At 66.1% G+C, this 13,576-nt stretch carries 12 protein-coding genes; 9 read left to right on the top strand and 3 right to left on the bottom strand.

The window, feature by feature from the left end; all coding sequences use genetic code 11:
• The first annotated feature begins 294 nt into the window (after nt 1–294).
• Nucleotides 295–1,695, top strand: a complete 1,401-nt coding sequence (gene dbpA, locus AC57B5_RS29645; RefSeq protein ID WP_034395575.1) for an ATP-dependent RNA helicase DbpA — start codon at nt 295–297, stop codon at nt 1,693–1,695.
• A gap of 77 nt (nt 1,696–1,772) precedes the next feature.
• Here the strand turns inward: dbpA and AC57B5_RS29650 are convergent, their stop codons facing one another.
• Nucleotides 1,773–1,988 carry a hypothetical protein gene (locus tag AC57B5_RS29650; protein ID WP_034395578.1) on the bottom strand — a complete coding sequence of 72 codons (216 nt, stop codon included), beginning with the start codon at nt 1,986–1,988 and terminating at the stop codon, nt 1,773–1,775.
• Nucleotides 1,989–2,463: 475 nt separating this feature from the next.
• Here AC57B5_RS29650 and AC57B5_RS29655 point away from each other — a divergent pair, with 475 nt between their 5' ends.
• A complete protein-coding gene (locus AC57B5_RS29655) occupies nt 2,464–4,089 on the top strand; it encodes a GGDEF domain-containing protein (protein ID WP_496400860.1) in 1,626 nt (541 codons plus the stop codon).
• Nucleotides 4,090–4,111: 22 nt separating this feature from the next.
• On the opposite strand, the gene AC57B5_RS29660 is transcribed toward AC57B5_RS29655, so the two are convergent.
• Nucleotides 4,112–4,600: a MarR family winged helix-turn-helix transcriptional regulator gene (locus AC57B5_RS29660; protein WP_063325691.1), complete on the bottom strand. Its 489-nt coding sequence runs from the start codon at nt 4,598–4,600 to the stop codon at nt 4,112–4,114.
• Nucleotides 4,597–5,502 (bottom strand): alpha/beta hydrolase, encoded by a 906-nt coding sequence (locus AC57B5_RS29665; RefSeq protein ID WP_496400861.1) that lies wholly within the window; start codon nt 5,500–5,502, stop codon nt 4,597–4,599. The genes AC57B5_RS29660 and AC57B5_RS29665 overlap by 4 nt, the downstream gene beginning before the upstream one ends.
• Before the next feature lie 197 nt (nt 5,503–5,699).
• Between AC57B5_RS29665 and AC57B5_RS29670 the strand changes: the two genes are divergently transcribed.
• The 7 genes from AC57B5_RS29670 to AC57B5_RS29700 form a co-directional block, all read left to right on the top strand.
• Complete coding sequence (locus tag AC57B5_RS29670; protein ID WP_199137355.1) at nt 5,700–6,875, top strand: ABC transporter substrate-binding protein; 1,176 nt, start codon at nt 5,700–5,702, stop codon at nt 6,873–6,875.
• Between the two features lie 110 nt (nt 6,876–6,985).
• Entirely contained in the window at nt 6,986–7,906 is a 921-nt protein-coding gene (locus tag AC57B5_RS29675; RefSeq protein WP_496400862.1) for a branched-chain amino acid ABC transporter permease, read from the top strand.
• 2 nt (nt 7,907–7,908) lie between these two features.
• Nucleotides 7,909–8,871: a branched-chain amino acid ABC transporter permease gene (locus AC57B5_RS29680; protein WP_012206285.1), complete on the top strand. Its 963-nt coding sequence runs from the start codon at nt 7,909–7,911 to the stop codon at nt 8,869–8,871.
• Nucleotides 8,868–9,662, top strand: coding sequence for an ABC transporter ATP-binding protein (locus AC57B5_RS29685; protein WP_496400863.1), 795 nt, complete (start codon nt 8,868–8,870; stop codon nt 9,660–9,662). Before AC57B5_RS29680 ends, AC57B5_RS29685 begins: the two co-directional genes overlap by 4 nt.
• Nucleotides 9,662–10,375, top strand: a complete 714-nt coding sequence (locus AC57B5_RS29690) for an ABC transporter ATP-binding protein (RefSeq protein WP_199137356.1) — start codon at nt 9,662–9,664, stop codon at nt 10,373–10,375. Before AC57B5_RS29685 ends, AC57B5_RS29690 begins: the two co-directional genes overlap by 1 nt.
• Before the next feature lie 235 nt (nt 10,376–10,610).
• Nucleotides 10,611–12,959: a type VI secretion system Vgr family protein gene (locus tag AC57B5_RS29695; RefSeq protein ID WP_496400864.1), complete on the top strand. Its 2,349-nt coding sequence runs from the start codon at nt 10,611–10,613 to the stop codon at nt 12,957–12,959.
• 73 nt (nt 12,960–13,032) lie between these two features.
• Nucleotides 13,033–13,576, top strand: a 544-nt coding sequence (locus AC57B5_RS29700; protein WP_496400865.1) for a DUF6531 domain-containing protein, incomplete at its 3' end; no start/stop codon positions are given.

Genomic DNA, 13,576 nt, shown 5'->3' on the forward strand with positions numbered 1-13,576 from the left:
GCAGAGTGTTCCAAGGATTTCGGATGTGAGCGGACACTTTTCAGTCCTAAAGCGTGTCAAGATGTTATGCGTTGCAGGGGCGGCATGCAGAAACACGGCGTTGGGCCAAGACGCATGGGTCTCGCCCGGGGGCCGTCGCCGGTTGACGCGTCTTTTGCCATCCATGGCTTCAACCCCCCCCCCCGCTGGCCGTCCTCTCGCACATGCTGGCAATGGCCCAGCATGCCTCCTGTTCTTTTTCAGTGACCAACCTGTGCGCTGCGGTCTTGAAATCGCCAACTTTAAAATGCCCCCATGACTCCTCCCTCGGCTTCCCCCAATTCCTTCGACAAACTTGCGCTTTCGCCGGCAACGCTCGCCAATCTTGAGCGGCTCGGCTACCTTGAAATGACGGCGATCCAGCTCGCCAGCCTGCCCCCTGCGCTTGAAGGCAAGGATGTGATCGCTCAGGCCAAGACCGGCAGCGGCAAGACTGCAGCCTTTGCACTGGCGCTGCTGGCGAAGCTGGATACGCGCAATTTCTCGGTGCAAGGCCTGGTGCTCTGCCCCACCCGCGAGCTGGCCGATCAGGTGACGACCGAGATTCGCCGCCTGGCGCGTGCGGAAGACAACGTCAAGGTGGTGACCCTGTCCGGCGGCGTTCCGCTGCGCGGCCAGAACGCGAGCCTGGAGAACGGCGCGCACGTGATCGTGGGCACGCCCGGCCGTGTGATCGATCACCTGGACCGGGGCAATCTGAACCTTGATTCGCTGAATACCTTGGTGCTTGATGAAGCGGATCGTATGCTCGACATGGGTTTCGTCGATGACATCGCCAAAGTCGCCAAGCAGTGCCCCCCGCAGCGCCAGACCTTGCTGTTCTCCGCCACCTACCCTGAAGGCATCGCCAAGCTGGCCGCGCGATTCATGCGTGACCCGGTCACGGTCAAGGTCGCCGCGCAGCACAGCGGCGAGCAGATCGAGCAGCGCTGGTACGAGGTGGACAAGGAAGAGCGCTTGCCCTCGGTGGCTCGCCTGCTGGAGCATTTCCGGCCCGAGAGCACGCTGGCCTTCTGCAATACCAAGGCGCGCTGCCGGGCCCTTGCCGAGCTGCTGCAGGCCCAGGGCTACAGCGCGCTGGAGCTGCACGGCGATCTGGAGCAGCGTGATCGTGACCAGGTGCTGGTGCGCTTCGTGAACGGCAGTTGTTCCGTGCTGGTCGCCACCGATGTGGCGGCTCGCGGGCTCGATGTGACCAATCTGGGCGCCGTCATCAACGTGGACATCACGCCCGACCCTGAAGTGCACGTGCACCGCATCGGCCGCACAGGCCGCGCCGGCCAGAAAGGTTTGGCCCTGAGTCTTGCGACGATGGACGAAATGGGCGCGGTCGGAAACATCGAACAGATGCAGGGCAGCCCATCCGTCTGGTACCCGCTGGACGAGCTGACACCGGCTCCCGGCGGCCGGCTCCTGCCATCCAAGGCCACCATCCACATCAATGCCAGCCGCAAGGACAAGATCCGCCCGGGCGACGTGCTGGGCGCTCTCACCGCAGACCTGGGCTACACCCGCGAGCAAGTGGGCAAGATCGACATCAACGAGTTCGCAACCTATGTGGCCGTGGACCGCAAGATTGCGCATGACGTGGTTGCCCGGCTCAATAGCGGGAAGATCAAGGGGCGAACGGTGAAGGCGCGCTTGCTCAAGGATTGAGGGGTTTCAGGCGCATCAGTCGGCGTGCGAATGTCTGCACTTGGCTGAACGCGCTCCGCCCCTTCAAGCAGTCCTGCCTAACCCGCAGGCCCCCTCATGACCTCCCGGGCCTGCACCGCCTCAACAGCCCCCTGCAGCGCCTCCCGCTGTGCAATCAGGAAGCTCAACAACGCTTCAGTCCCGACCGTGGTTTGCACGGCAGAAATCCCGCAGCCCAGGTCCACAAGCAGCGATATCTGCTGCATGCAGTCCTGAACCACTTGCAGCTCTTCCTCGGCAATCGGGTAGTACATGCCTGTCCCTTTCAGCGATGAGTCAGCACGGCCTGCTGGTGTCTTGAGACAGGAATGAGAACTGGCGCGCCAGCATGCGCTGTGCGGGGGAGGGTGGTGTCGGTCAATGGCGGCTCCTGTGTATGGATGTTTCGCATGGCTGCATTGAAATGAAGCCATGTCCAGCGCAGCACTGGGAAAACTGAAAGCCGCACACCATCAAGAGGGGGCGGCTGCTGCGCCTGTGTCCGGGCCGCCAAGCCCGCGTCCGCTGAGGGACGGCGAAATGTTATCGCAAATACGTTGCCTACCCGGCCGGCAGCCCCCCCAATCCCAGCCCGTCCGGCCGATTTTTCCGAAGCCGGGGACAATACCGGGTTCGCGGGTTTTTCCGGCTTGACTTGGGTCAAGGTCGGAAACGCCCGCGCAAAGACGCTGCCCAGGTGCTGAGCCGGACGCAGAAAACCCAAGATCGGACGGCAGCAGGACTGCCGAGATGGCGCAGGTGCATGTGATGGAGAGGGATTGGTGGACAAAGGCCTGGTGCGGGGGCAGAGGCCGGCCCGTGAAGCGTGATGCTCGCCTGGTGGCCTGGTTGCTGGCGGTGGTGTTCGTGTCGGTTTCTGCGGCCACGGTCTGGCAATTGGTGGCGGCGCGCCAGCGCACGCTGGCCGAGGTCGATACCAGCAACCGAAACCTGGCCCAGACACTGAACACCTATGCCGAGGGCGTGATCACCCAAAGCTCCATGCTGCTGCTGGGCATTGCCGAGCGGCTGGAGGTGGATGGCACCAGCCCCGTGCTCCTGGAGCGGGTGCTGTATCTGGTCAACCGGCAGGAGCATCTGCTGAACCAGCTCAACGAGCTGCTGATCGTGGATGCGCAGGGCCATTGGCTGATGTCGTCCAAGGGGGCATTCCCCGAAGGATCGGAAAGCTCCGGCCGGGACTACTTCACGCACCACCGTGACGACGCATCGTCAGGCATCTACATCGGGCCGCCGATCCGCAGCCGCTCCACGGGCGAATGGGTGATCACCATCAGCCGGCGCTATACGGACGCCGAGGGCCAGTTTGCAGGCGCGGTGGTGGTGGCGCTGGGTGTGGAGAATTTCCTGCGGCTGTTCGGCAAGATCGATATCGGCGAGAAGGGGGCCATTGCACTGAGCACGCCGGGCGGGCAGTTGCTGGTGCGCCACCCGTTCCGCGAGCAGGACCTGGGACGGGACTTCTCGCAGTCGCCCAATTTCCTGCGCCACTACGTGGGGGCGATGTCGGGCACGGCGTCGTTCCGCTCGGCCCTGGATGGCACGGAAAGAATCTATGCCTTCCTGCGCAGCGAGCGCTATCCGCTGGTGACCACGGTGGCCCTGGGCCGCGATGAGGCGTTGAGCTCCTGGCGGCGCCAGGCGCTGCTGACGCTGGCCGTGGTGCTGGGCCTGTTTCTGGCGATTGCGTTGATCGGCTGGCGCCTGACGGCGGCGATGCGGCTGCGTTCGCGCGCCGAATGCTCCCTGGTCAGCGCGCGCGAGGAATTGCTGGATGCCAATCGCCGGCTGGAAGTGCTGGCCGCCCAGGACCAGTTGACGGGCCTGGCCAACCGCCGCCGCTTTGACGAGGTGCTGGAGCGCGAGGCCCGTCGCGCTGCGCGCGAGGGCACGCCGCTGTCGCTGCTGCTGATCGACCTGGACTACTTCAAGGGCTACAACGATGCCTACGGCCATGTGGCGGGCGATGCCTGCCTGCAGGCCGTGTGCAGCGCGCTGGCCCAGGCGGTGCAGCGGCCCGGCGACATGGCAGCGCGCTATGGCGGGGAGGAGCTGGCCGTGGTGCTGCCCAATACCGACAAGGCCGGCGCGCAGCAGGTGGCCGAGCGGCTGCGCGCGCGCATCGAGGGCCTGGCCCTGGAGCACCGCATCAGCCGCTTTGGCCATGTGACGGCCAGCATTGGCGTGGCCACGACGCAGGGCGATGAGGCTGGCGCGACCCAAGGCGCGACACAAAGCGCGACACAAGGCACTACCCCCGGCTCCACCCAAGGTGCCGCCGTGGCGCTGGTGGAAGCGGCCGACCGTGCGCTGTACCGCGCCAAGGCCGCAGGGCGCAACTGCGTTCAGGGCTGAACGGGGTTGGGTCTGCGCGCGCTCAGTCCGTGGGCGAGCGGTGGGCCACCACCTGCTGCTTGAGGTCGCCCAGCGCCTGGTACAGGGCGTTGCGGCTGGCCTGCGGCATGTCGCCGAACATGCCCATGACCCAGGACTCATGCGCCTTGGCCATGCGCGCAAAGGTCTTGCGGCCCAGCGGGGTGAGGTGCAGCACGGAGCTGCGCCGGTCGGACTCCACCTTGGTGCGCACCACCAGGCCTTCTTTCTCCAACTGGTCGGTGATGCCGGTGATGTTGCCGTTGGTCACCATCATGTGGCGCGACAGCTCGCCCATCTTCATGCCCTCGGGCGCGCGCTGCAGCTGGGCCATGAGGTCGAAGCGGGGCAGGGTGGTGTCGAATTCGCTGCGCAGGCGGTTGCGGATCTCGCCTTCGATGAGGTTGCAGCAGGTGAGCATGCGCAGCCACAGGCGCAGCGCATGGTGGTCGTCGGGCGCGGCGCGCGACTCCAGGTCGGGAGCGTGGGTCATGGCTGGTTCTGCGGTGTGGGGGCGCTCAAGCCCATCTGCGCGAGGATGGCGCGCGTCAGCGGGCTGGCCGGGTCGTTCAGGGTGAGCACGATGTCGAAATGGTTGGTGCCGGGCATGGCCACGTACTGGCCTGACGATGGACCGGGGCCACAGCGCTGGTTCCAGGCGGCCAGGTAGTCGTCGCTCTGGCGCTTGAATTCATCGGTCTCGCTCTCGCCGTAGCTGACGATGAGCGGGCAGGCCGCGCCGTGCGGCAGGAGAGCGGGGCTGTTGCGAATGGCGTCCTGCTCGCTCAGGCGCATCCATTCGTTGATGTGGGTGTGCACCAGCGGGCGCAGGTCGAACAGGCCCGACAGCGGTGCGGCGCCGCGCACCACGTCTTCGGGCACGCCGTAGTCCGCATGCCAGCCACCGGCCAGCAGCATGCCCGCCAGGTGGCCGCCGGCGGAGCTGCCGCAGACATGGATGCGGCCCGGGTCGCCGCCGTAGCGGGCGATGTGGGCATGCACCCAGGCCAGGGCGCGGCGTGTCTGGTCCACGATGCGGTCCAGCGTGACGGCGGGCGCCAGCGAGTAGTTCAGGGCCACCACCACGGCGCCGGCGCGCGTGAAGGTGGGCGCCAGGCTGCTGGAGTCGTCCTTGGACAGCAGCCGCCAGTAGCCGCCGTGGATGAAGAAGAGAACAGGGGCGCCTGCCGCCCCGGTTGCTGCCGGGAAAATGTCCAGCAGCTCGTCGGCATGATCGCCATAGGCCACGTTCAGCGCGCAGGGCAGGCTCTGGCGCGCGGCCCGGCTGTCGTCGGCATAGGCCTTGATGATGGGGGTGATGTCGGGTACCGTCGCGCGGGCGTTGTACTGGACATCGAGTCCGGCGCGGTCGTAGTGACGGTAGAGTGCTGGCATTGGAACGGAGATGGCGCGAAATGGTTTGTATGGCAGGTATTGGTACAAGTCCCAGACTTGTTCTGCAAAATACTTTAAACCTAAACTAAGACCTGCGCCAACCGTTCCAGCCCTTACAGAGTTTCCCGTCCAGCGTGACGGAAGACTGCCTCACCACCGATTGCCATCCGCGCGGCCCGCGCAAGGAGCACAGCAGCATGCGTTTCCTCACCCCCTTCCTGGCCGCAGCGGCCCTGGCCCCTGCCTTTGTTCCCGCGCTCGCGCAGGCGGACACCATCAAGGTCGGTATCGCCAACGATATTTCCGGGCCGTTTGCCGCGCTGGGCGCCGAGGCGCGTGATGGCTTCAACCTCGCCATCAAGCAGCTGGGCGGCAAGCTGGGCGGCCAGCCGGCCGAGTTCCTGCAGACCGACATGGGCGGCAACCCCGACCAGGCGCGCCAGCTGGTCACGCGCTACATACAGCGCGACAAGGTGGATTTCTTCACCGGCCCCATTGGCTCCAACGTGGCCCTGGCCGTGGGCCCGGCGCTGTTCGGCGCCAAGGTGCCCTACCTGTCCAACAACCCCGGCCCCAGCCAGTTCGCGGGCGCGCAGTGCAATGCGTTCTGGTTCGGCACGTCCTACCAGAACGATGCCTTCCACGAGGCAGCCGGCAAGCTGGCGGCCGACCGTGGCTTCAAGAAGATGTTCATCATGGCGCCCGACTATCCGGCGGGCAAGGATGCGCTGGTCGGCTTCAAGCGCGGCTACAAGACCGCGCCCGGCGAGGAGGTCTACACCAAGCTGGGCCAGATCGACTACGCGGCCGAGCTGGCCCAGATCCGCGCGGCCAAGCCCGATGCGGTCTACATCTTCCTGCCGGGCGGCATGGGCATCAACTTCGTCAAGCAGTTCGTGTCCACGGGGCTGTCGCAAAGCGTCAAGCTGATCGGCCCGGGCTTCTCGGCCGACGAGGACGTGATCCAGGCCGTGGGCGAGCCCATGCTGGGCATGGTCAACACCGCGCAGTGGGCGCATGACCTGGACGTGCCGCAGAACAAGGCCTTCGTCGAGGCCTTCCGCAAGGAGTACAAGGGCCGCAACCCCTCGGTCTACGCGGCCCAGGCGTATGACGTGATCATGGCCATGGATGCGGCGGTCAAGCAATCCGGCGGCAAGGCCTCGGACCGCCAGGCCATTGTCAAGGCGCTGGAGAAGGCCGACTACGCCTCGGTGCGCGGCCCCTTCACGTACGGCAAGAACCACTATCCCATCCAGGCCTACTACCAGCGCGTGATAGAGAAGGACGGCAGCGGCCGCATCACCAACAAGCTGGTGGGCAAGGTGTTCGACAAGTACCAGGACGTCTACGTCAACGACTGCAAGATGTGACCCCGCCGCCGCGCCCCCGTCGGGCGCGGCGTGCCTTGATCTTGATTTTCAAAGCCGGATGATTTGTTGACCGCGCGCGGGCCACTGCGCCTGCGGCAGGGGGCGTGTGGATGACGTGGACGCTGCTCTTGGAGCAATTGCTGAATGGCCTGCAGTTCGGGCTGATGCTGTTTCTGATCGCGGCCGGGCTGACCCTGGTGTTCGGCATCATGGACATCATGAACCTGGCCCATGGCTCGCTGTACATGGCGGGCGCCTATGTGGCGGCCGAGACCATGCAGCGCACGGGCTCGTTCACCGCGGCCGTGCTGGTGGCGGCCGTGGCCACGGGCGTGGCGGGTGTGGTGCTGGAGCTGGTGCTGATACGGCGCCTTGCCGTGCGCGACCATCTGGCCCAGGTGCTGGGCAGCTATGCCGTCATCCTCATTGCCAATGACCTGGTCAAGATGGTCTGGGGCCCGGCTCCGGTATTGCTCAACATGCCGGCCGCGCTGTCCGGGCCCGTGCAGTTGCTGCCCGATCTCATGTACCCGGCCTACCGGCTGATGATCATCGTCTTCGGCCTGGCCGCCGCGCTGGGCCTGTACTGGTTCGTGACGCGCACGCGCGCCGGCGTGCTGGTGCGGGCAGGCGCCTCCAAACGCCAGATGGCCACGTTGATGGGCGTGCGCGTGCCGCTGCTGTTCCTGGGCGTGTTCACGCTGGGTGCCATGCTTGCGGCGGTGGCGGGGGCGCTGCTGGGGCCCATCACTTCGGTGCAGGTCGGAATGGGGGAAGAAATCCTCATCCTGGTGCTGGTGTGCATCGTCATCGGCGGCATAGGCTCCATACGTGGCGCCCTGGTTGGCGCCTTGCTGGTGGGCATGGTGGACACGGCGGGGCGGGCCTTCCTGCCCATGCTGCTGCGCCAGGTGTTCTCCCCGGCCGTGGCATCCAGCGTGGGGCCCACGCTGGCGGCGATTTCCATCTACGTGCTGATGGCGGTGGTGCTGGTGTACCGGCCTTCCGGCCTTTTCCCCGCGCGAGGCTGAGCATGGAACACAGCACATTGCAAGGCAGGTTCCAGGCCCGGTTCTTCTGGACCGTGCTCGCGCTGCTGGCGCTGGCGGTGTTCCCGCTGGTGGCTCCGGCGCTGGGGCTGGACTTCTACATCTCCTTCGTGCGCCGCGTACTGATCTACGCGCTGGCCGCCACCAGCCTGAACCTCATCCTGGGCTATGGCGGCATGGTGGCGCTGGGGCATGCGGCCTTCTTCGGTGCGGGGGCCTATGCGGTGGGCATCCTGGCGATGAACGGCGTGACCTCGGCCCTCGTGGCCTGGCCGGCCGCCGCGCTGCTGGCCGGGCTGCTGGCCGCCGCCACGGGCGCCGTGTCGCTGCGCACGCGCGGCGTGTACTTCATCATGATCACGCTGGCCTTTGCGCAGATGCTGTTCTACATCTTCATCTCGCTGCGCCAGTACGGCGGCGAGGACGGGCTCAACCTGCCCGGCCATTCCGTGCTGCCCGGGCTGGACCTGGGCCACGATGTCTCCTTCTATTACGTGGTGCTGGCGCTGTTCGCGGTGCTGATGGCGGTGTTTGGGCGGCTGGTGGATTCGCGCTTCGGCAAGGCGCTGCAGGGCGTGCGCGAGAACGAGTCGCGCATGGAGTCGCTGGGCTACCCGGTCTATCGCATCAAGCTGGCAGCCTTTGTGCTCAGCGGCGCCGTGGCCGGGCTGGCGGGCGCGCTGCTGGCCAACCACAACCTGTTCATCTCCCCCAGCCTCATGCACTGGACCCAGTCGGCCAACCTGCTGATCATGGTGCTGGTGGGGGGCGTGGGCCTGCGCTGGGGCGGCGTGGCCGGCGCCGTCGTCATGCTGACGCTGGAGGAAGTGCTGCGCATGTGGACCGAGTACTGGCACCTGCCGCTGGGCCTGCTGCTGCTGTGCGTGGTGTTCGGTGCGCCGCGCGGCCTGATGGGCCTGTGGCCCGCACGCGGGAGGCAGGCATGAGCGGCGCGGCCACACCTATCTCCATTCCCACTCCAGCCCTGGAGGCCAAGGGCCTGGTGCGCCGCTTTGGCGCGCTGCTGGCTACCGACCATGTCTCGTTGTCGCTGGCGCCTGGCGAGATCCATGCGCTGATCGGCCCCAATGGCGCGGGCAAGTCCACGCTCATCCATCTGCTGTCCGGCACGCTGGCGGCCGATGCGGGCGAACTGGTGCTGGCGGGGCGCGACGTGAGCGCGCTCAACGCCCACCAGCGCGTGGCGGCGGGGCTGTCGCGGTCGTTCCAGATCACCAACATCTTCAAGCAGTCCAGCGTGCTGGACAACCTGGTGCTGGCCGTGCAGGCGCATGCGGGCAGCAGCTTCAGCTTCTGGCGCCCGCGCGCGGCCGAGACCGCGCTCTATGAGCAGGCCCGCGAGCTGGCGCGCGAATGCGCCATTGACGCCAGCCTGCTGCAGCGCCCCGCAGGCACGCTGCCGCATGGCGAGCAGCGCAAGCTGGAGTTCGCGCTGGCCCTGGCTGCGCGCCCCGGCGTGCTGCTGCTGGACGAGCCCATGGCCGGCATGGGCCCCGATGAAACACTGCGCCTGACTGAGCTGATCGAGTCCCTGCGCGGCCGCGCCGCCATGCTGCTGGTGGAGCACGACATGCAGGCCGTGTTCCGCCTGGCCGACCGCATCTCCGTGCTGGTCTACGGGCGCATCATCGCCACCGGCACGCCCGAAGAGATACGTGGCAACGCCGACGTGCGCCAGGCCTACCTGGGAGACGAAGAAGTGAAGGAGGGCGCGTGATGCTCGAAATGCAGGCCGTGCAAAGCGGCTACGGACCCAGCCAGGTGCTGTTCGGCGTGGACCTCCGCATCGAGGCAGGCCAGGTCGTCACCCTGCTGGGCCGCAACGGCATGGGCAAGACCACGCTGCTTCGCACGCTGCTGGGCCAACTTCCGCTGCGCGCCGGCCGCATGGTGTTTGCCGGGCAGGACATTGCCGGCTGGGCCACCGACCGCATCGCCCGCGCCGGCGTGGCCATCGTGCCCGAAGGCCGCCAGTGCTTTCCCAATCTCACGGTACGCGAGCACCTGACGGCCTTTGTGGCCCAGCGCAATTCGGGCAGCCCCGGCGCGGCAGAGCCCTGGACGCCCGAGCGCGTGTTCGCGCTGTTCCCCCGCCTGCGCGAGCGCGCCTCCAACATGGGCAACCAGCTGTCAGGCGGCGAGCAGCAAATGCTGGCCATAGGCCGCGCCCTGGTCACCAACCCGCGCCTGTTGATCCTGGACGAAGCCACCGAGGGCCTGGCCCCCCGCATCCGCGAAGAGATCTGGTCCTGCCTGGCCCAGCTGCGCGCCGCCGGCCAGACCATCCTGGTCATCGACAAATACGTGGAGCGCCTGCTGGGCCTGGCCGACCGCCACCTCATCCTGGAGCGCGGCAAGGTCGTGTGGAGCGGAGACTCGGCCGCGCTGGATGGGGACAGAGCGCTGTGGGAACGGTATTTGGGAGTGTGAGCACGCGCAATGCATTCGCAGTTCAAGGCGAAATTCAAGGCGCGATGGAGGGTTGAATGGTATTGAAGATCAATGGGTGGCATGCCATTCAAATACATGCCTGTATCCAAGATAGGCAATTGCTTACATTTACAGGATGTATCCGGCCCTGCATTTGATTGCCCTATGGCCATCGGCTTGTCTATGATCCCCGCTCACCAAGAGCAGGGAGGCCGCCCGCAGGGCGGCGCGCACTATGACACGCCGAGTCACCATACATACGCCATTGGGCGAGCAGCTGCATTTCCGTGAATTGCGCGGCCAGGAAGACATCAGCCAGCTCTTCAGCCTCGATGTGGAAATGCTCAGCGAAAGCGAAAGCATCGATCCCAAGGCCCTATTGGGCAAAAACGCCACCATAGAGATAGAAACCCAGGGCGGCGGCAGGCGCTTCATCGACGGCATCGTCACCCGCTTTGGCATGCAGGGCCAGGACCACCGCCACTACGCCTACAAGGCCCGCCTGAGCCCCTGGCTGTGGCTGGCCACGCGCAAGAGCGACTTTCGCATCTTCCAGAACCAGACCGTGCCCGACATCATCGAGCAGGTATTGGGCGCCTATGGCCATCCCCTGCAAAAGAAACTCACGCGCGCCTATCGCAGCTGGGACTACTGCGTTCAATACAACGAAAGCGATTGCGACTTTGTCTCGCGATTGATGGAGCACGAAGGCATTTACTACTTCTTCGAGCATGCCTCGGGCCAGCACACCCTGGTGCTGTGCGACGACATCATTGCCTCGCACAGCGTATTGCCCGGGGGCGCATCCATTCCCTTTTATCCCCCGGAAAAAGCCGCTGCAGGCGATCAGGAAAACATCCACGCCTGGCAGCTGGAGCAGGAAATCAAATCGGGCCGCCATTACAGCGACGACTACGACTTCAAGAAACCCCGGGCCGACCTCACCCACCTGCGGCGCGACCCACCGGGCCACGCCCATGACGGCCACGAAATCTACGAATGGCCGGGCGGCTACACCCAGTTGAGCGACGGCGAGGACTACATCCGCGTGCGCCTGAAGGAAAGCCTCACGGGCCAAAGCCGGGTGCGGGGCCAGTCCTGCCACCGGGCGCTGGCCACGGGCTACACCTTCAGCCTCTACAACTACCCGCGCGGCGACCAGAACCAGCAGTACCTGATCACGGGCCTGAGCTACCACTTGAAGGAGAACCCCCGCGTCAGTGCCGTGGCGCCGGGCGCCAAGGGCAGCGCCGCGGAAGACGGCTCCTTCCAGCGCTACGAGTTGCAGGCCCAGCCCACGAGTCTTGCCTACACGCCCGCACGCACCACGCCCAAGCCCCGCACCACGGGCCCGCAGACCGCCGTCGTCGTGGGCCCGGCCGGAGAAGAAATCTGGACCGACGAATACGGCCGCATCAAGGTGCAGTTCCACTGGGACCGGCTGGGCGCCATGAACGAGAACTCCAGCTGCTGGATCCGCGTGGCCACGAACTGGGCAGGCCCGGGGTTCGGGGCCATCTCCATTCCGCGCATAGGGCATGAGGTGGTGGTGGACTTCCTCAACGGCGACCCTGACTACCCGCTGGTCACGGGCTGCGTCTACAACGCGGCCAACATGCCGCCCTGGGCGCTGCCGGCCAACGCCACGCAATCGGGCATCAAGACAAGATCGAGCAAGGGCGGTGCCGCAGGCGCGGGCATGAAGAACGGCCCGGGTGACGCCAACGCCATCCGCTTCGAGGACAAGGCCGGTCAAGAACAGCTGTGGCTGCACGCGCAAAAGGACCAGCTCACCGAGGTCGAAAACGACGAGGACAAATGGGTCGGCAACGACCGGCGCAAGACCGTGGACCGGGACGAGACCAACGTCATCCACCGCGACCGCACCGAGACCGTGGACCGCGACGAGACCATCACCGTGCACAACAACCGCACGGAGCGGGTGGACCACAACGAGAAGATCAGCATCGGCGACAACCGAAATGAAGACGTTGGCATCGACGAGAACATCTCCATCGGCAAGAACCGCAGCAAGACCGTTGGCAAGACCGAGACCGACAAGATAGGCCAGAACTGGCACGTCACGGTGGGCCTGCTCAAGACCCAGACCATAGGCATGGCCTACATGCAGAACGTGGGTGTGATGAAGATGATGAACATCGGCGTCAACTACATGGAGAACATCGGTGTGGCCATGCAGACCACGGTCGGCATGAGCCAGAACCTCACCGTGGGGCAGGAGCGCCAGGTCAAGGTCGGCAGCAAGCAAAGCACGGAAGTGGGCTCGCAGTACTCGCTGACCGTGGGCGGTGGTGGCGGGGGTGGTGGCGCGGGAGGCGGAGCCGGTGGCGGCATGGCCATGAACATCACGGCGCCCGGTGGCGGTGGCGGTGGTGACAGCGGCAGCGGTGGAGGCGGCAAGGCCTCCCAGCTCACCATGGATGGGCAAAGCATTGAGCTCAACGCCGCCAAGATCCGGCTCGAAGCCCAGCAGGAAATCCTGCTGACCTGCGGCAAAAGCACCATCCGCATCACGCCCGGCGACATCCAGATCCTCTCGCCCACGGACCGGCTCAACTGCTGAAGGCAGACAGCCCGTACCGCGTTCCCCGTATCCGCATTCCCGTTCTCCCCCATCTCTCCAGGAGCAGCCTCGCATGAGTGGCCAACCCGCAGCCCGTATCACCGACAGCGTCGTCAAGGGCAAGATCGTTACCGGCTCGCTCACCGTGCTCATCGGCAGCCAGGGGGGCCTGGCCTGCTCCGTCTGCCCGGGCGGCATCACCGTCAGCTCCCCCGTCAACCCCCAGTTGGGCGCCAAGGTCCTGCTGGGCTCAGAAGACCTGGACTTCGCCCTGCCCTCGGCGGCGCTGCCCGTGGCCTGGCAGCGCCAGTACAGCAGCTACGTCAACCCCGAGCACGGCGCTGCCTGCGGCCTGCTGGGCCATGGCTGGCACCTGCTGCAGGAACTCAGCATCCGCCTGCAGGACGAGTCCACCTTGCTGCTGGATGCCAGCGGCCGCGTCATCACCTTCGACCAGCCCCTGGCGCCGGGCGGCCAGCTGCACAGTGCCAGCGAAGACATCTGGCTGCTGCGCGGCGGCAGCACGGAGCCGGACGGAGGTACTGCGCCCTGGGCCGCCAATCCTCGGTGGTCGCATGTGGAACAGGCACTGGTGCGCAACCCGCAAGCCATCCTCG

The sequence above is a fragment of the Delftia sp. BGA-UO-ETr-SB1 genome (assembly GCF_059567865.1).